General features: G+C 61.2%; 13 protein-coding genes. 5 read left to right on the plus strand and 8 right to left on the minus strand.

Translation table 11 applies throughout. The annotated features are described in order from the left end of the window. Window positions 1-317: 317 nt before the first annotated feature. The 3 genes from ACI7M0_RS11100 to ACI7M0_RS11110 all read left to right on the plus strand — a co-directional run bounded on the left by ACI7M0_RS11100 (window position 318) and on the right by ACI7M0_RS11110 (window position 4,057). Window positions 318-1,619 carry an IS4-like element ISPpu8 family transposase gene (locus ACI7M0_RS11100; RefSeq protein WP_010952894.1) on the plus strand — a complete coding sequence of 434 codons (1,302 nt, stop codon included), beginning with the start codon at window positions 318-320 and terminating at the stop codon, window positions 1,617-1,619. A gap of 156 nt (window positions 1,620-1,775) precedes the next feature. Next, window positions 1,776-2,954 (plus strand): integrase core domain-containing protein, encoded by a 1,179-nt coding sequence (locus ACI7M0_RS11105; protein ID WP_012053106.1) that lies wholly within the window; start codon window positions 1,776-1,778, stop codon window positions 2,952-2,954. A 356-nt stretch (window positions 2,955-3,310) separates the two neighbouring features. Next, window positions 3,311-4,057: an SDR family oxidoreductase gene (locus ACI7M0_RS11110; RefSeq protein WP_029380669.1), complete on the plus strand. Its 747-nt coding sequence runs from the start codon at window positions 3,311-3,313 to the stop codon at window positions 4,055-4,057. A gap of 7 nt (window positions 4,058-4,064) precedes the next feature. On the opposite strand, the gene ACI7M0_RS11115 is transcribed toward ACI7M0_RS11110, so the two are convergent. From ACI7M0_RS11115 to ACI7M0_RS11135, 5 genes are all read right to left on the minus strand, one after another. Further along, window positions 4,065-6,131: a PAS domain-containing protein gene (locus tag ACI7M0_RS11115; protein ID WP_129933027.1), complete on the minus strand. Its 2,067-nt coding sequence runs from the start codon at window positions 6,129-6,131 to the stop codon at window positions 4,065-4,067. Window positions 6,132-6,193: 62 nt separating this feature from the next. After that, window positions 6,194-7,855, minus strand: coding sequence for a PAS domain-containing sensor histidine kinase (locus ACI7M0_RS11120; protein ID WP_129933026.1), 1,662 nt, complete (start codon window positions 7,853-7,855; stop codon window positions 6,194-6,196). A gap of 57 nt (window positions 7,856-7,912) precedes the next feature. Further along, a complete protein-coding gene (mapR, locus tag ACI7M0_RS11125; protein ID WP_003247831.1) occupies window positions 7,913-9,322 on the minus strand; it encodes a GntR family transcriptional regulator MpaR in 1,410 nt (469 codons plus the stop codon). A gap of 50 nt (window positions 9,323-9,372) precedes the next feature. Further along, window positions 9,373-10,776 (minus strand): cytochrome c oxidase accessory protein CcoG, encoded by a 1,404-nt coding sequence (gene ccoG, locus ACI7M0_RS11130; protein ID WP_129933025.1) that lies wholly within the window; start codon window positions 10,774-10,776, stop codon window positions 9,373-9,375. Window positions 10,777-10,897: 121 nt separating this feature from the next. Beyond that, window positions 10,898-11,137, minus strand: a complete 240-nt coding sequence (locus tag ACI7M0_RS11135; RefSeq protein ID WP_014590732.1) for a DUF3203 family protein — start codon at window positions 11,135-11,137, stop codon at window positions 10,898-10,900. 169 nt (window positions 11,138-11,306) lie between these two features. Between ACI7M0_RS11135 and ACI7M0_RS11140 the strand changes: the two genes are divergently transcribed. Beyond that, window positions 11,307-11,825 carry an MgtC/SapB family protein gene (locus tag ACI7M0_RS11140; protein ID WP_104961505.1) on the plus strand — a complete coding sequence of 173 codons (519 nt, stop codon included), beginning with the start codon at window positions 11,307-11,309 and terminating at the stop codon, window positions 11,823-11,825. Between the two features lie 533 nt (window positions 11,826-12,358). On the opposite strand, the gene ACI7M0_RS11145 is transcribed toward ACI7M0_RS11140, so the two are convergent. The 3 genes from ACI7M0_RS11145 to ACI7M0_RS11155 all read right to left on the minus strand — a co-directional run bounded on the left by ACI7M0_RS11145 (window position 12,359) and on the right by ACI7M0_RS11155 (window position 14,630). After that, window positions 12,359-13,258: a hydroxymethylglutaryl-CoA lyase gene (locus ACI7M0_RS11145; protein WP_020191380.1), complete on the minus strand. Its 900-nt coding sequence runs from the start codon at window positions 13,256-13,258 to the stop codon at window positions 12,359-12,361. Window positions 13,259-13,277: 19 nt separating this feature from the next. Continuing rightward, window positions 13,278-13,676: a MerR family DNA-binding transcriptional regulator gene (locus ACI7M0_RS11150; protein WP_003247847.1), complete on the minus strand. Its 399-nt coding sequence runs from the start codon at window positions 13,674-13,676 to the stop codon at window positions 13,278-13,280. A 75-nt stretch (window positions 13,677-13,751) separates the two neighbouring features. Continuing rightward, on the minus strand, window positions 13,752-14,630 hold the full coding sequence (locus ACI7M0_RS11155; protein ID WP_129933024.1) for a helix-turn-helix domain-containing protein: 879 nt from the start codon (window positions 14,628-14,630) through the stop codon (window positions 13,752-13,754). 172 nt (window positions 14,631-14,802) lie between these two features. Between ACI7M0_RS11155 and pobA the strand changes: the two genes are divergently transcribed. Further along, window positions 14,803-15,990 carry a 4-hydroxybenzoate 3-monooxygenase gene (gene pobA, locus ACI7M0_RS11160; protein ID WP_064493370.1) on the plus strand — a complete coding sequence of 396 codons (1,188 nt, stop codon included), beginning with the start codon at window positions 14,803-14,805 and terminating at the stop codon, window positions 15,988-15,990. The last annotated feature ends 10 nt before the right edge of the window (window positions 15,991-16,000 follow it).

Genomic DNA, 16,000 nt, shown 5'->3' on the forward strand with positions numbered 1-16,000 from the left:
GCAGCGTTTTTTGGTTACTTTTTGTCGCGTTTGACAAAAAGTGACCCGCCGTAAGGGCGGAAAGGTGACTATGCGCCACCTGCGTGAATGAATACCTACTCGATGTGAATGCCCACATCCAAGAAGCAAGAAGCAAATTCGTCTGTTTTGACTCAGCGAACAGTCCATTGGCGATGGCGACACTGACTCACCTTTTCGCCCTTACGGCCATCCCTTTCAAGGTCTTCGGTAGAATTCGCTGAAATCCAGTCAGGAAGACCCGAGCGATGTGGGCTGATGTACTAGCGCGATTCGAGAAAAAAGCACCCGCCAGCGTAATGGCCAAACTTGCCTTGGAGCAGGCCATTGCGCCGGAGTGGGTCGATCAGGTTTTCGAGGAGCACCGCCAACGGCAGTATTCTCGCGAGCTGCTGTTCTCGACCATTATCAAGTTGATGTCGCTTGTTTCATTGGGCTTGAAGCCATCGCTGCATGCTGCGGCAAGACAACTGGACGACCTTCCCGTCAGCCTGGCAGCTCTGTACGACAAGATCAGTCGAACCGAACCTGCCCTGTTGCGTGCTCTGGTGACAGGCTGCGCGCAGCGCTTGGCGCCGACAATCCATGAGTTGGGCTGCTCAGCCATGCTTCCTGATTGGCAAGTTCGGGTGGTCGATGGCAGCCACTTGGCCTCTACCGAAAAGCGTCTTGGCGCGCTGCGCCAAGAGCGCGGAGCGGCTCGCCCCGGGTTTTCGGTGGTGGTTTACGACCCCGACCTGGATCAGGTAATTGACCTCCAGCCGTGCGAGGACGCCTACGCAAGCGAACGAGTTTGTGTTTTGCCGTTGCTGGCTGAAGCAAAGACCAATCAGGTTTGGATCGCTGACCGTCTCTACTGCACGCTGCCTGTAATGGAGGCGTGCGAACAGGTGAAGACATCATTTGTCATTCGCCAGCAGGCCAAGCATCCACGCTTGATCCAGGAAGGTGAGTGGCAAGCACCGATGCCCGTCGCCACAGGCACTGTGCGCGAGCAATCCATCGAAGTAAAAGGCGGGCACCGTTGGCGACGTGTCGAGTTAACGCTTCATTCACCAAACGACTCAGGTGATAACAGCTTGATGTTCTGGAGCAACCTGCCCGAGAGCATCAGTGCGCAACAGATCGCAGACTTCTATCGGCGCCGCTGGAGTATTGAAGGGATGTTCCAGCGGTTGGAAGCAATTCTGGAAAGTGAAATTGAAACCCTCGGCAGTCCGCGAGCCGCCTTGCTTGGATTCACCACTGCCGTGCTGGCATACAACGTTCTGGCCTTGCTCAAGCGAAGTGTTGAACAGGCTCACCGCGATGCCTTGCCCGAGAATTGGGAAGCCTCGATCTATCACTTGGCGGTGCAGATCAGAGGGGGTTACGAAGGCATGCAGATTGCCCTGCCATCCGAGTACATGCCCGTTGTTCCGATGGAAAACCTGGCTCAGCGCCTGCTGGAGCTGGCCAGAAACATCCAGCCCAGACAGGTTGCGAAAAGCCCACGAGGCCCCAAGGTGCTCAAAGCGAAGGCCTGGGTGCAAGGGACGGCTGTACATGCTCATGTTTCGACGGATCGGGTCATCAAGGCCGCCAAAACCAAAAGACCTTGAAAGGGATGGCCCTTACGGCGAGTCACTTTTTGTCAAACGCGACAAAAAGTAACCAAAAAACGCTGCGGGTATGACTCACCCACATAGGTTACAAATCAGTTCACGCACATAGGTAACAGTCTTTAACTGGCAAGGTCGGTTTTCGAGGATCTGACCATGCCTTGGCGAGAGCTGAAACCTATGGACCTGAAAATGCTTTTCATCGCGGATTACCTGCAAGGGCCGCCCAGCTTCAGCGCCCTGTGCCAGGCCTACGAGATCAGCCGTAAGACCGGCTACAAATGGGTCGAGCGATATGAGAAAGAGGGGCCTTCGGGGCTGGAAGAACGCAGCCGCCGCCGGTTGACGCAGAACTGGGTCGTCCCCGCTGCAGTTCGCGAAGCCATCATCGAACTGCGCAGTCGAGGCGAAACGGAACCTGGTCCGAAAAAGATCCAGGCTGCGCTGCAGGAGCGCTTCCCTGATCAGGCGCCACCTTCTAAGACAGCGATTTACAACATCCTCAAGAAGGCCGAGTTGGTCAACCCACGCCGTTTACGTCAGCGTGTAGCGGTCTACCCCAAGCCACTGGAGAAGGCAGAGTCGCCTAACCAGCTGTTCAGTGCTGACTACAAGGGCCAATTTCTGACAGGCGCAGGCGTCTGGTGCTATCCACTAACGATCATGGATCACGCCAGCCGCTTCCTGCTCGCCTGCCACAGCATGCCTAATACCAACCTTCTGGAAACGCAGGCCGTTTTCACCCAGGTGTTTCGGGAAAATGGCCTGCCTGAGCGTATTCGTACCGATAACGGTGTGCCGTTTGCCAGTAAAGGACGTGCAGGACTTTCTCAGCTGTCCATCTGGTGGCTGCGTCTAGGCATCATTCCTGAGCGCATTGCACCTGGAAGGCCTGAGCAAAATGGCCGCCACGAACGCATGCATCGGACACTCAAAAGCACGCTGCCATCACCGCCGGCAGTGGCCTGGGAAGCTCAACAGCGGCATTTTGATCGCTTTCGACAACACTACAATTACGAGCGCTTGCATGAAGCACTGAAACAGAAAACACCGGCGTCTTGCTACCAGCCCTCACCACGCCCATTCCCTGAAAAACTTCCTGAGATGACCTACCCCAGCCATGTCGAGAGTTTACCGGCGGATAGCTGCGGCATCATTAACCGCCGTGGCCTGAGGATCTACGTAGGTTACGTGCTCAAGCACCAGACCATTGGGCTGGAGCAAGTCGGAGATGGCATTTGGGATGTTATTTTCGGTCCCATCATCCTTGGTAGAGTCGATGTGCGGGATGCCACTGATGGTTATGTAACACTTAAGGTGTTGTCACCTATGTGAGTGAACTTTTGTGTAACCCATGTGGGTGACCCGTACACTGCGCTCCCATCATCCGGCCCCTGCGCTGCGCTCCGGGGTCCCCTCACTCCGGCCTTGCTCCCGGCAGGACCGCGCCGAAGGCCCCATCCTGGGGCCTCAGCGCTTGACGGGCATCCATGCCCGTCACCTGCCTCCGCAAGGCCTGCGTTCGGCCTCCTGAAGTCGCGAAGATCAAGATCAAGATCAAAAGCCAGATCAACAGCCAGATCAACAGCCACATCAACAGCAGAGGGTTGGCTGTGCTGATCTTCGTCATTCCAACGCAGCGCCATTTCGCCTATTGTCGATGCTCCCTTCCCCAAACCATTGGCAAACCCATGGAGAACGTCATTGTCATCACCGGCGGCAGCCGCGGTATCGGCGCCGCCACTGCGCTGCTGGCCGCCCGCCAGGGCTACCGCATCTGCATCAATTATCACGCCGATGACCAGGCCGCCGAAGCCATCCTCAGCCAGGTCCGCGCCCTGGGCGCCGAAGCCATCGCGGTGCGCGCCGACGTCAGCGTCGAAGATGAAATCATCCAGCTGTTCCTGCGAGTCGACGACGAGCTCGGCCCGGTCACCGCACTGGTCAACAACGCCGGCACCATCGGCCAGCAGAGCAGGGTCGAGGACATGTCCGAGTTCCGGCTGCTGAACGTCATGAAGACCAACGTCGTCGGCCCCATGCTATGCGCCAAGCACGCCCTGCTGCGCATGGCGCGCCGGCATGGTGGGCAAGGCGGGGCCATCGTCAACGTATCATCGGTAGCCGCACGCCTGGGTTCGCCCAACGAATATGTCGACTATGCCGCCTCCAAGGGCGCGCTCGACACCTTCACCATCGGCCTGGCCAAAGAAGTGGCAGGCGAGGGCGTGCGCGTCAATGGCGTACGACCAGGCTATATCCATACCGGTTTCCATGCGCTTTCTGGCGACCCGGATCGCGTTAGCAAGCTTGAACCTGGCTTGCCCATGGGCCGAGGAGGGTATCCCGAGGAAGTGGCCGAGGCCATCCTCTGGTTGCTTTCGGACAAAGCCTCCTATGCCACCGGCAGCTTCATCGACCTGGGCGGCGGGCGCTGAGCGCCCGTCAAGGTTCCAGCAGCTCGCGAACCCGCTCTGCCAGTGCTTCCAGTTCGAACGGCTTGGTCAACACCAACGTACCTTGCAGCGGTTGGCCGTCGCTGAACGCCGCACTCTCATCGTAGCCGGTGATCAACAGCACCTTGAGGTCCGGGTAGCGCTCACGGCAGTGTTCAGCTACCTGGCGGCCATTCAGGCCGCCAGGCAGGCCGACATCGCTCAGCAGCAAGTCTGGCCGTTCGCCGCTTTGCAGGTGGGTGAGGGCAGACGGACCGTTCTCGAAGGCGTCCACCCGATAGCCCAGCTCTTCCAACACTTCGCCAATCACCAGGCGCAAGGCCGTCTGGTCTTCAACCAACAGAATGCGTTTGGCAGCCTCGCTGCTTCTTTGCAAGGGCGCGCGCGGAGGTTTGCTGACTGGCGCCTGGGCTTGCTCGTGGTGGCGGGGTAACAGCAGCTCGATGCGGGTACCCTCGCCAGGCGCCGACAGCACCCGTAATTGCCCACCCGACTGGCGCACGAAGCCATAGGTCATGGACAGACCCAGGCCGGTGCCCTGGCCCATCGGCTTGGTGGTGAAGAACGGCTCGACTGCGCGCTCGACGACTTCAGCCGACATGCCGCTACCGTTGTCGACGATGCTCAGCCGCACGAACTCGCTGGCCGGCAGTTCCAGTGCCACGGCCTGCTCGTCGTCAAGCAGCAGGTTGTCGCCGATGATCTCGATCACACCACCGGCAGGCATGGCATCGCGCGCGTTGATGCATAAGTTGAGCAAGGCGCTTTCCAGTTGGGGAGGGTCGATGAAGGTCGGCCACAGCTGGCTGGCGAAGCGGCTGCTCAGGGTAATCGCCGGGCCGATGGTGCGGCGCAGCAGGTCTTCCATGCCAGCCACCAAGGTGGTCACCTGCGTGGAGCAGGGTTGCAGGGTCTGCTGGCGGGAGAACGCCAGCAGCCGGTGCACCAGCGAAGAGGCCCGCTGCGCCGCGCTGCTGGACAGCTCCAGCAAGGGCGCCAGGGCGTCGAAGCGTGACTGATCCAGGCGTTGCCGCATCAGCTCCTGGGCGCCCAGGATGCCGCCCAGCAAATTGTTGAAGTCGTGGGCAATGCCGCCACTGAGCTGGCCTACGGCCTCCATCTTCTGTGCCTGGCGCAGCGCCGCTTCGGCCTTGGCCAAGCGTTCCTGCTCCTGCACTCGCTCACTGATGTCATAGGCGAACAGAAACGCGCCCTGTACCTCGCCTATGGGGTCGCGCAAGGCGTTGAAGCGCAACTCATAATGACGCACCGCGGGGGGCTTGCCGAAGGTGCCGATCTCGATGAACTGCTCGCCTGCCAGGGCGCGCTGCCACATCGGCAGAATAGGCGTCTGGCCGGCGGTGCCATCCTCGAACAACCCGGGCAAGTAGTCGCCGATTTCGGGTGTCCTCCCGTACAGCAGGTGGAAGTCATGCCTGGCCTGGCGATTGACCGCCAGCCAGCGCAGGTCCTTGTCGACCACATGCACATTGACCACACTGTGATCGACCAGCTCGGCAAACAAGCGGCGCTCCGCCAGTGCGGCATTCACCCGTTGCTCGAGCTCTTCGTTCAGGCGCTGCAGGGCCTGCTCTGCACGCCGGCGTTCAGTGACATCCTTGAACAGTACCGCTACCTGGCGTTTCTCGGCAGGTTCTATGCGAAAAGTGGTCACCGACAGCACGTGGCCCGTGGCAATCAGTTCCTGCTCGAAGTGCAGCGGTTCGCCGGTGCGAAGCACCGCGCCATAGCGGGCCACCCAGTCATCCGCCTCATCGGGCACCATCTCGCGCAGTTTTTGCCCGACCACGTTGGGGATGCCGGCGTGTTTGGCATAGGCTGCGTTGGCCAGCACATGCACGTAGTCACTCAGGGGGCCATGAGGGCCATCGAAGAACTCGATGATGCAGAAGCCTTCGTCCATGGTGTCGAACAGTGAGCGATAGAAGTCCTGGTCGTGCGCCTGGAGGCTTGCAAGCCGTTGCTCCAGCAGTGTGTTCTGTCGCTGGAGGTCTTCGACTTGTTGGCGCAGTGAGTTCAGATCGCGAGAAGGCATGCCTGCGTCCGGCCAATGAAAAGTCCTGACTTTAACGTGTTCACCTGCAGGCGAATAGCCACTCAGGGCGACTGGGCGGTGCTCCCCAGCAGCCGTTCAAGCGCCTGGGCAAGTGCTTGCAGATCGAAGGGCTTGGCCAGCAGTTCGGTGCGCCGGTGGGGCCGCGCATTTGCCGTACTGTGCGCAAGGTCATAGCCTGTGATCAGCAGCACCGCGGCATGGGGTGCAATACCTCGACAGGCGTCCGCGAGTTGGTAGCCATCGATACCTCCTGGCAGGCCGACATCGGTGATCAGCAAGTCCGGCGCAGGGGCTTCCTGCAAGGCATCGTATGCCTGGCGGCCATCTTCGAATGCCTGAACTTCATGGCCCTGGTCCAGCAATACCTCCAGCATGACCAGGCGCAGGGCCGGCTCGTCTTCCACCAGCATCACCTTGCACCCGCGCTGCTGAAGCGAGGCCGCAGGTGCAGGCCCCTCGACGTGGGGGCAGGGTGAAGCGGCGGCGACGCTTTCATCGCAGGGGAGATACAGGTTGATGGCGGTACCCTGGCCAGGCGTGCTATCGATGACCAACTGGCCACCGGATTGCCGCACAAAGCCGTAGACCATGGACAACCCAAGGCCAGTGCCCTGGCCGAGCGGCTTGGTGGTGAAGAAGGGCTCAAGGGCGCGCTGCATCACTGCTTTGGACATGCCCATGCCGGTGTCTTCAACGCGGATACGCAGAAACTGGCCAGCGGCCAGGCCCCGCTGTCTGGCTTCGGCGCCTTGCATTTCGACATTGGCGCAACCGATGCTCAAGGTGCCGCCAAGCGGCATGGCGTCACGGGCGTTGATGCACAGGTTGAGCAGCGCGTTTTCCAGTTGCCGGGCGTCTATTCGGATAGGCCATAGTCCGGCATGTGTCTGGTCGTGGTAGTCGACATAGGGGCCGGTGGAGCTGCTGATCAGGTCGTGCATACCGGCCACCAGTTGCTGCACATCGACCCGTTGCGGGACCAGCGTCTGCTGCCGTGAGAATGCCAGCAAGCGCTGCACCAAGGCTGCGGCGCGTTGGGCGTTGTGCCGGCTGAGTTCAAGCAGCTGCGCGGTGTCCGCCAGGCGTTGCTGCACCAGACGTTGCCCGGCCAGTTCCAGAGCGCCAAGGATGCTGGCCAGCAGGTTGTTGAAGTCATGGGCAATCCCGCCGGTCAACTGGCCGACCGCCTCCATTTTCTGCGCCTGGCGCAGTGCTTCTTCGGCCTGCTGCAGGCGTTCCTGTTCGGTCACGCGCTGCGTGATGTCATAGGCGAACAGGTAGCCGCCCTGAATTCGCTGCTGAGCATCGAGCCACGGGTGGTAGCGAATTTCGTAGTGGCGTGGTGCGTCGTCCAGCCCGAAGGTGACGGTGTCGATGAACGCTTCCCCTGCCAGTATGCGCGGCCATATCGGGGCCAGGCGGCCCATGATGTCGGGTTGACCGGTCAGGAATTGGGGTACGTAGTCACCAATCTGCGGCACGAAGCCTCGGTAACGCTCGAAGGTTTCGCGCGCCGTGCGGTTGATGGCCAACAGGCGCATCTTGCGGTCGGCAGCAAACACGTTGGCCGGGCTGTTGTCGAGCAGTTCTCCAAGCAGTCTGTCATGCGCCTGGACGCTGTCTTCGCGCTCTGCCAGGCGTGCTTCCAGTTCTGCGACACGCGCTTGCAATTGTGCAAAGGACGCAAGCGTATCTGGCTGCATGACGAGGGCCTGATGATCGGATCGAGCAACTATAGTTGCCCCTCGGGCCCCTCGCTATCAGAACGAGCGAATGATCCGCCCGAGGGTTTCCATGGCCTGTTCGGCGCCGTCATGCCAGGGGCTGCCGTAGTTCAGGCGGATGCAATTGCCGAAGCGTCGGGTGGGCGAAAAGATCGGCCCGGGCGCGATGCTGATGCCTTGGGCCAGGGCCATGTGGAACAGCTTGAGGGCGTCCATCTGCTCGGGCAGTTCCAGCCACAGGAAGTAGCCGCCGGAGGGCTGGCTGACCCGTGTCTGCGCCGGGAAGTGGCGGGCGATGGCTGCCAGCATGTTGGCCTGCTGGCCCTCCAGCGCGTAGCGCAGCTTGCGCAGGTGGCGGTCGTAGCCGCCGTGTTGCAGGTAGTCGGCGATGGCCGCCTGGGCCGGCATGGAGGCACAAAGGGAGGTCATCAGTTTCAACCGCTCGATCTTCTGCGCAAAGCGCCCGGCGGCCACCCAGCCAATGCGATAGCCCGGTGCCAGGCTTTTGGCGAACGAGCCGCAGTGCATGACCAGGCCCTGGGTGTCGAAGGCCTTGGCGGGTTTGGGCGCCTGTTGCGAGTAGTACAGCTCGGCGTAGACGTCGTCTTCGATCAACGGCACCTGATGGCGCGCCAGCAACTCCACCAGGGCCTGTTTCTTGGCCTCCGGCATGCTTGCACCTACCGGGTTCTGGAAGTTGGTCATGCACCACACGGCCTTTACCGGGTGCTTTTCCAGGGTCTGCGCCAGCACCCCCAGGTCCATGCCCTCACGCGGGTGCACGGGGATTTCCACGGCCTTGAGCTTGAGCCGCTCCAGCACCTGCAGGCAGGCATAGAAGGCCGGGGCCTCGATGGCGACCAGGTCGCCCGGCTGGGTCACGGCCTGCAGGCACAGGTTCAGGGCCTCCAGTGCGCCGTTGGTGATCAGCAGCTCTTCCATCGGCAGCATCAGCCCACCGACCATGTAGCGCAGGGCTATCTGCCGGCGCAGCTGCGGGTTACCGGGGGACAGATCGGTCACCACCATGCGCGGGTCCATGCTGCGGCTGGCACTGGCCAGTGAGCGGGACAGGCGTTGCAGCGGGAACAGTTCAGGGCTGGGAAAGGCTGAGCCGAAGGCAATGGTGTTGGGGTCCTTGATCGAGTCGAGGATCGAAAATACCAAGGCGCTGACGTCGACATCGGTAGACTCGCTCACCGGCTGCAGCGCCTGCGGCTCGCTGAACTGGCGCGGAACGTGGGCGTTGACGAAATACCCGGAGCGCGGCCGGGCACGGATCAGCCCGCGCCGTTCCAGCAGGTAATAGGCCTGGAACACGGTAGAGGGGCTGACCCCGTGGGTCTGGCTGGCGTAGCGCACGGACGGCACGCGCTGGCCGGGGCCCAGTACCCCGGAGCGGATCAGTTCGGCAATGTCATCGGCGAAGCGTTCGTAGCGTTTCATTCTGGCCTTCTGTCCAAGCCTGGCAGGCAAGGTGGCGTGAGTGTAAAGGATCAGCGGTTCATGGGGGCGACGAAGCGACTGTGCGCCACGCTGCGAATAGTGGGGTCGTCTCGCTCGCTGATTTCAAAGCTCAGCGTCTGCGAGCTGCTGCTCGGGCGCTCGGCGAGCATCGCCACCGACACCGGCAATTCGCTCATTTCGCCAGCAGGGATGACCAGTGCGCTATTGCCCTGCAGGGTGAAACCGTCAGCGTCCAGCAGGCGCAATTGATAGTGCTGGGTACGTTCGGTCTTGTTGATGACCTTGAGCAGATAAATGTTCTCGATCTGGCCTTGGGCGTTTTCGCGGAACAGGCCACGGTCCTTGATCACATCCAGCGATACCATCGGGCGCATCTGCAGGGCCACCACCAGTGCCCCGATCATGACCAGCAGTGCGGCAGCGTAGCCCAACAGGCGCGGGCGCAGCCAGTGGGTGGTACCTCCTTGCAGGCTGTGCTCGGACTTGTAGCCGATCAGGCCGCGGGCGTAACCCATCTTGTCCATTACCCCGTCACAGGCGTCGATGCACGCGGCACAGCCGATGCAAGCCATCTGCAAGCCATCACGGATGTCGATGCCGGTGGGGCACACCTGCACGCACAGGGTGCAATCGATGCAGTCGCCCAGTCCCTGGGCACCGACATCACTGCCTTTCTTGCGCGGACCACGGGCCTCGCCACGACGCGGGTCGTAAGCGACCGCCAGGGTGTCCTTGTCGAACATCACGCTCTGGAAGCGCGCATACGGGCACATGTGCAGGCACACCGCTTCACGCAGCAGGCCGGCATTGATGTAGGTAGCGGCCGTGAAGAACAGCACCCAGAACAGTGCCACACCGCCCAGTTGCAAGGTGAGCAATTCTGCGGCCAGTGGCCGGATCGGGGTGAAGTAGCCGACGAAGGTCAGCCCCGTGAGCACGCCAATGGCCAACCACAGGCTGTGTTTGAGCGTGCGACGGGCCAGTTTGTGCAGGCTCCAGGGCGCCGCGGCCAGCTTGATGCGCTGGTTGCGGTCCCCCTCGGTAACCTTTTCGCACCACATGAACAGCCAGGTCCAGGTGCTTTGCGGGCAACTGTAACCGCACCAGACGCGACCGGCGTAGACGGTGATGGCGAACAGGCCAAAGGCACAGATGATCAGCAGCGCCGACAGCAGGATGAAGTCCTGGGGCCAGAAGGTGGCGCCGAAGATGTGGAACTTGCTGTTTCCCAGGTCCCACAGTACGGCCTGGCGGCCGTTCCAGTTCAGCCAGGCCGTGCCGAAGAACAGCACGAACAGGGCGCCGGCAAAGCCGATGCGCAGGTTACGGTAAAGCCCGGTAAAGCTGCGGGTATGGATGCCGCTGTCGGTGCGTCGTGCTTGGATGCTGGCTGGGGCGGTGGCGATCTCTGTAAAAGGGATTCTATCGTTCATGGTTCGGTGCTCATCAGGCCTCGATCAGGCATGAGCACTATGGCGCTGAAGCTGTTATCAGCACAGGTTCAGATTTTACGATAAAAACCATATCAGATTTGCCGCATAGCCCCGCCAGGCCTCATATCACCGAGCCTGGCGCGCTGGCCTTCAGATGCCTGCGGCTATCCACCGCACCCGCCACGGTCAGTGCATCGGCCTCGGTTTCGGTAATGGGCACGCGTTGGCCGGCCAGTATGGCCACCGACATGCGCAACTGCTCGTCGGTGATGATCTCGATGTCCGGGCCTTCGCCCTCGATGCGCAGGTCTTCGCCGATCAGCGTGCAGCGGCGGGTGGTTTCGTCGATTTCAATGGGCATGGTGGGGTCCTCCCGGGGTGATTACAGGGTGGACCACGGTCAGGGGCCAGTTGCTGCATCAGCAAGCTGAGCGGCACTTTGCAGTGCGTGTGACGGTCAACCTTGCATAGGGCAGGCCTGCTGACGTGGCAGGCGGATTCATAAAGCTCAAGCAGGGGAAACAACTGCGATGGACGTCATCTGGCAAGCAATCCAGGCGGAATTCGCCGATGTCACCGATGAGCGCGAGGTGACGCAAATCCTTGTGCGCTTGCTGATGGCTGCTGTGCTTGGCGCAGTACTGGGCTTCGAGCGCGAACACAAGGGCAAGTCTGCCGGGGTGCGTACCCACATGCTGGTGTCGCTGGGGGCCGCCCTGTTCGTTCTGTCGCCCAGTATGGCGGGGTCCGACGAACAGGCACTCAGTCGGGTGATCCAGGGCATCGTTGCCGGTATCGGTTTTCTCGGTGCGGGTACCATTCTGAAGGGTAACGGCCAGGACACCAGCCATGTGAAGGGCCTGACGACCGCTGCCGGGCTATGGATGACAGCTGCCATCGGCACGGCGGCTGGCGTGGGACGCGAAGCCACGGCGCTGATCAGCACGGTACTGGCCCTGCTGGTACTGGGCACGATGCCGTTGCTGGTGGAGAAGGTCGAAGGGCAGGATGAGGAGAAGCAGAAGGAGGAAGAGGGCAGGAAGCACTGAGGGGAGCCGAAGCTCCCCTCAAAGCGTTGTTGCCTGCTCTTTTTTTATTATTGGGACCGGCCTATTGTTGTTTTTGTCGGCTTGTCCTGGTGTTGCGGGCGACCCCCATGCGGGGTCAAGAGCAAACGTATTTTTTTGAGCGCTGACCTGCTTTCATCATTGCGGATCCGAACCTGGCTGCCGCTACCTTGAGGTAGTTTTTATTGTTCTGTGCCAGACCGCGGGGCGAACCCCTGAAAAGCGTGTCGACTCCAAAAAAATCTGCTTGCTACGCCTCTGCCGTGTTGTTCTTGTTATGTCAGAGCCGTTACCTGTTGTTTTTATTGGGTATCGCGTTTTTTTTGTTGTTGTACCAGAGATATAGCAGGGTGCGTGCCAACTTTTGAAAACCCTTTAAAATCAATTAGTTAAGAATTTTTGTCGACACCACCCAGCCTGAAATTCTGCCGATTTGTTTCCCTGTTACCCGATTTTTTGCTGTGAAATGTGCGGGAGGTAACACTTCACCCACACCAATGTGACACCCGTGTGACCTATCGTGCGCTGCACGCCCGTGCTACCCGCGACCCGTTGTCGCGGCCCAGCACGTCGCTGATGCGCTGGCCGGCGGCTATCAGCCGGCCCAGGTCGATGCCGGTTTCAATGCCAAGCCCCTGCAGCAGGTACACAACGTCTTCGCTGGCGATATTGCCGGTAGCACCCTTGGCGTAAGGGCAGCCGCCCAGCCCGGCTACCGAGCTGTCGAATACGCTGATGCCTTCGAGCAGGCTGGCATAGACGTTGGCCAAGGCCTGGCCGTAAGTATCATGGAAGTGTCCGGCCAACTGCTCGCGCGGTACCTGGGCCGACACCACCTCGAACAGGCGCCGGGTGTCGCCTGCGGTACCGGTGCCGATGGTGTCACCCAGCGAGACCTCGTAGCAGCCCATGTCGTGCAGGGCGCGGGCCACCGGGGCCACCTGCTCGGCGCTGACCTTGCCCTCGTAAGGGCAGCCAAGCACACACGACACATACCCGCGCACGCGCACGCCGTGGCTGCGCGCAGCGTCCATGATGGGTTCGAAGCGCTTGAGGCTTTCGCTGATCGAACAATTGATGTTGCGTTGCGAGAACGCTTCGGAGGCGGCAGCGAACACCGCTACTTCCTTGACCCCGGCAGCCAGGGCGTCCTCGAAACCACGCAGGTTCGGCGCCAGCGCGGCATACGTCACACCGGGGCGCTGCTGGATGCCGGCGAATACCTCGGCAGAGCCGGCCATCTGTGGCACCCACTTGGGGGACACGAAACTGCCCACTTCTATATAGGCCAGGCCCGCTTCGGTAAGGTCGTTGACCAGGCGTACCTTGTCGGCGACGCTGATGGGCTGGGCTTCGTTCTGCAGGCCGTCGCGGGGGCCGACTTCGACCAGGCGGACGTGTTTGGGCAAGGACATGGCGGGTTTCCTGTGGCGTTCAGCGGTTGTCTTTGTTGTTCAGGGTGGCGGCCAGGGCTTGTTCGCAGCGTTCCTGGGCGGTGTCCAGTTCCAGTTGCATCTGGTGAATGTCCAGCATCTGCTGCTCCAGTTGCGCGCGGCGCTCGGCGATCTTCGCCAGCATGCTGTTGAGCTGTTTGAGGTTGCCGCTGGTGGGGTCGTACAGTTCGATCAACTCGCGGCACTCGGCCAGGGAAAAGCCGATGCGTTTGCCACGCAGGATGAGCTTCAGGCTGACCTTGTCGCGCGGTGAGTAGATGCGTTCCAGGCCACGTCGCTCAGGGCTGAGCAGGCCCTGTTCTTCGTAGAAGCGGATAGCGCGGGTGGTGATGTCCAGCTCGCGGGACAGGTCGGAGATGCTGTAGGTCTGAGTGCTCATGCTCGGGCTCGGCGTGGGGTATGCGGATATCCTGAGGGCAGGTTGACGTATACGTCAAGAAGAGGCCGGCAAGGATTATTCCGACAACCCTGATCTGCGATACGCATTGGGCGTTTGCCCACTCAAGCGCTTGAACCACCGGGCGAAGTAGGTCGGGTCGGTAAACCCCAGGCTGTCCGACAACTGCCCGATGCTCATCCGCGTGTAGATCAGGTTGCGTCGCGCCTCCAGCAACAACCGCTGGTGCACCACCTGCAACGCTGTCTGGCCACTCAGCGCCCGGCACAGCTGGTTCAGTTGCAAGCTCGGAACATTCAGCCGCGCGGCAAACGCTTCAACCGACAGATGCTCGCGGTAATGCGCTTCGACCAGGCGCAAGTATTGCCCCAGCAACAGCCGGTCACGTTCATCACGGTTACGCGGTGCCTGCCCTTGCTGCTGACGGCGGCTGATCCACACCATCAGCGCGGTCACCAATGCTTCGAGCATCGCTGCACGAGCCGGGGCACTGCCCTGGTACTCCCGCTGCAAGGTGTCGACCAGGCTGCGCAGGTGCACGCGGTCACGGCCCAACGGATAGCACGCAGGTTGTGCCAGCACCGTCAGTGGCGCGCCCAGGCGCTGTTCCAGGTTCGCTACAAGAGCAGTACCAAAGGTCAGGACATAGCCCTGGATATCGGCGCTGAAGCGAAAGCCATGCACGGTCATTGGTGGCACGACCTGGATCGCCGCTTCGCCGATGGCACTGCGCCCCCCCTCGATCTCCACCTGGGCCTGGCCCCGCTGTACATACAGCAGCTGGAACAGCTCGGCATGCTGGTGCGGCTTGATCTCCCAGTGATGCAGGCGGCTGCGTGCCGGGATCGACTCGCAGTGCAGCAGGTCGGTGCCGGGCCAGGCCTGATTCTCGCCATACAGCTTGAACAACGGGACGCCGGGGAGGGTGGATTTCATCTGGGCTGACCTGTCCGTTAATCGAACGCTTTTCGTAAAAGTGCAGGTTTTTTATGGAATAGCACACTTAAGCGGCGTTTTCTGCCAGTAAAAATGCAATGGCAAACCCTAACAGTAGATGCCGCCCCGCTGCCAGTCCCGGGCCGGTATCGTCCGAACAGAGACAACAACAATGAAAACTCAGGTTGCAATTATTGGTGCAGGTCCGTCTGGCCTGCTGCTGGGCCAACTGCTGCACAAGGCCGGTATCGATAACATCATCGTCGAACGCCAGACCGCCGAGTACGTACTAGGCCGCATCCGCGCCGGGGTGCTGGAGCAAGGCACGGTCGACCTGCTGCGCGAGGCCGGCGTGGCCGAGCGCATGGACCGTGAAGGCCTGGTGCACGAGGGGGTCGAACTGCTGGTTGGCGGGCGCCGCCAGCGTCTGGATCTCAAAGCCCTGACCGGCGGCAAGACGGTGATGGTCTACGGCCAGACCGAAGTCACCCGTGACCTGATGCAGGCCCGCGAAGCCAGTGGTGCGCCGATCATTTATTCAGCCGCCAACGTTCAGCCGCATGAATTGAAAGGCGAAAAGCCCTACCTGACGTTCGAAAAGGATGGCCGGGTGCAGCGGATTGACTGCGACTATATCGCCGGCTGCGACGGCTTCCACGGCATCTCGCGGCAGAGCATCCCGGAGGGCGTGCTGAAACAGTATGAGCGGGTTTACCCGTTTGGCTGGCTGGGCCTGCTGTCGGACACACCGCCGGTCAATCACGAGCTGATCTACGCCCACCATGAGCGCGGTTTCGCGTTGTGTAGCCAACGCTCGCAAACACGCAGCCGCTACTACCTGCAGGTACCTTTGCAGGATCGGGTCGAGGAGTGGTCTGACGAGCGTTTCTGGGACGAACTGAAAGCCCGTTTGCCCGCCGAGGTGGCGGCGGACCTGGTTACAGGCCCCGCGTTGGAAAAAAGTATTGCGCCGCTGCGTAGCCTGGTGGTCGAACCCATGCAGTATGGTCACCTGTTCCTGGTGGGTGACGCGGCGCACATCGTCCCCCCTACCGGTGCCAAAGGCCTTAACCTGGCGGCCTCCGACGTCAACTACCTGTACCGCATTCTGGTCAAGGTGTACCACGAAGGGCGCGTCGACCTGCTTGCGCAATACTCGCCGCTGGCACTGCGCCGCGTGTGGAAGGGCGAGCGTTTCAGCTGGTTCATGACCCAACTGCTGCATGACTTCGGTAGCCACAAGGACGCTTGGGACCAGAAGATGCAGGAAGCTGACCGCGAGTACTTCCTGACCTCGCCGGCGGGGCTGGTGAACATTGCCGAGAACTATGTGGGGCTGCCGTTCGAAGAAGTGACCTGATCTGTCATTG

It is taken from the genome of Pseudomonas sp. 10(2024) (genome assembly GCF_045164175.1).
Taxonomy (GTDB): domain Bacteria; phylum Pseudomonadota; class Gammaproteobacteria; order Pseudomonadales; family Pseudomonadaceae; genus Aquipseudomonas; species Aquipseudomonas alloputida.

What these genes read in the sequence shown, in the direction of transcription:
- ccoG (WP_129933025.1), bottom strand. Translation starts at nt 10,776, where the DNA reads ATGAACGATAGAATCCCTTTTACAGAGATCGCCACCGCCCCAGCCAGC.
- ACI7M0_RS11105 (WP_012053106.1), top strand. Translation starts at nt 1,776, where the DNA reads ATGCCTTGGCGAGAGCTGAAACCTATGGACCTGAAAATGCTTTTCATC.
- ACI7M0_RS11135 (WP_014590732.1), bottom strand. Translation starts at nt 11,137, where the DNA reads ATGCCCATTGAAATCGACGAAACCACCCGCCGCTGCACGCTGATCGGC.
- ACI7M0_RS11120 (WP_129933026.1), bottom strand. Translation starts at nt 7,855, where the DNA reads ATGCAGCCAGATACGCTTGCGTCCTTTGCACAATTGCAAGCGCGTGTC.
- ACI7M0_RS11110 (WP_029380669.1), top strand. Translation starts at nt 3,311, where the DNA reads ATGGAGAACGTCATTGTCATCACCGGCGGCAGCCGCGGTATCGGCGCC.
- ACI7M0_RS11100 (WP_010952894.1), top strand. Translation starts at nt 318, where the DNA reads ATGGCCAAACTTGCCTTGGAGCAGGCCATTGCGCCGGAGTGGGTCGAT.
- ACI7M0_RS11155 (WP_129933024.1), bottom strand. Translation starts at nt 14,630, where the DNA reads ATGAAATCCACCCTCCCCGGCGTCCCGTTGTTCAAGCTGTATGGCGAG.
- mapR (WP_003247831.1), bottom strand. Translation starts at nt 9,322, where the DNA reads ATGAAACGCTACGAACGCTTCGCCGATGACATTGCCGAACTGATCCGC.
- ACI7M0_RS11150 (WP_003247847.1), bottom strand. Translation starts at nt 13,676, where the DNA reads ATGAGCACTCAGACCTACAGCATCTCCGACCTGTCCCGCGAGCTGGAC.
- pobA (WP_064493370.1), top strand. Translation starts at nt 14,803, where the DNA reads ATGAAAACTCAGGTTGCAATTATTGGTGCAGGTCCGTCTGGCCTGCTG.
- ACI7M0_RS11115 (WP_129933027.1), bottom strand. Translation starts at nt 6,131, where the DNA reads ATGCCTTCTCGCGATCTGAACTCACTGCGCCAACAAGTCGAAGACCTC.
- ACI7M0_RS11140 (WP_104961505.1), top strand. Translation starts at nt 11,307, where the DNA reads ATGGACGTCATCTGGCAAGCAATCCAGGCGGAATTCGCCGATGTCACC.
- ACI7M0_RS11145 (WP_020191380.1), bottom strand. Translation starts at nt 13,258, where the DNA reads ATGTCCTTGCCCAAACACGTCCGCCTGGTCGAAGTCGGCCCCCGCGAC.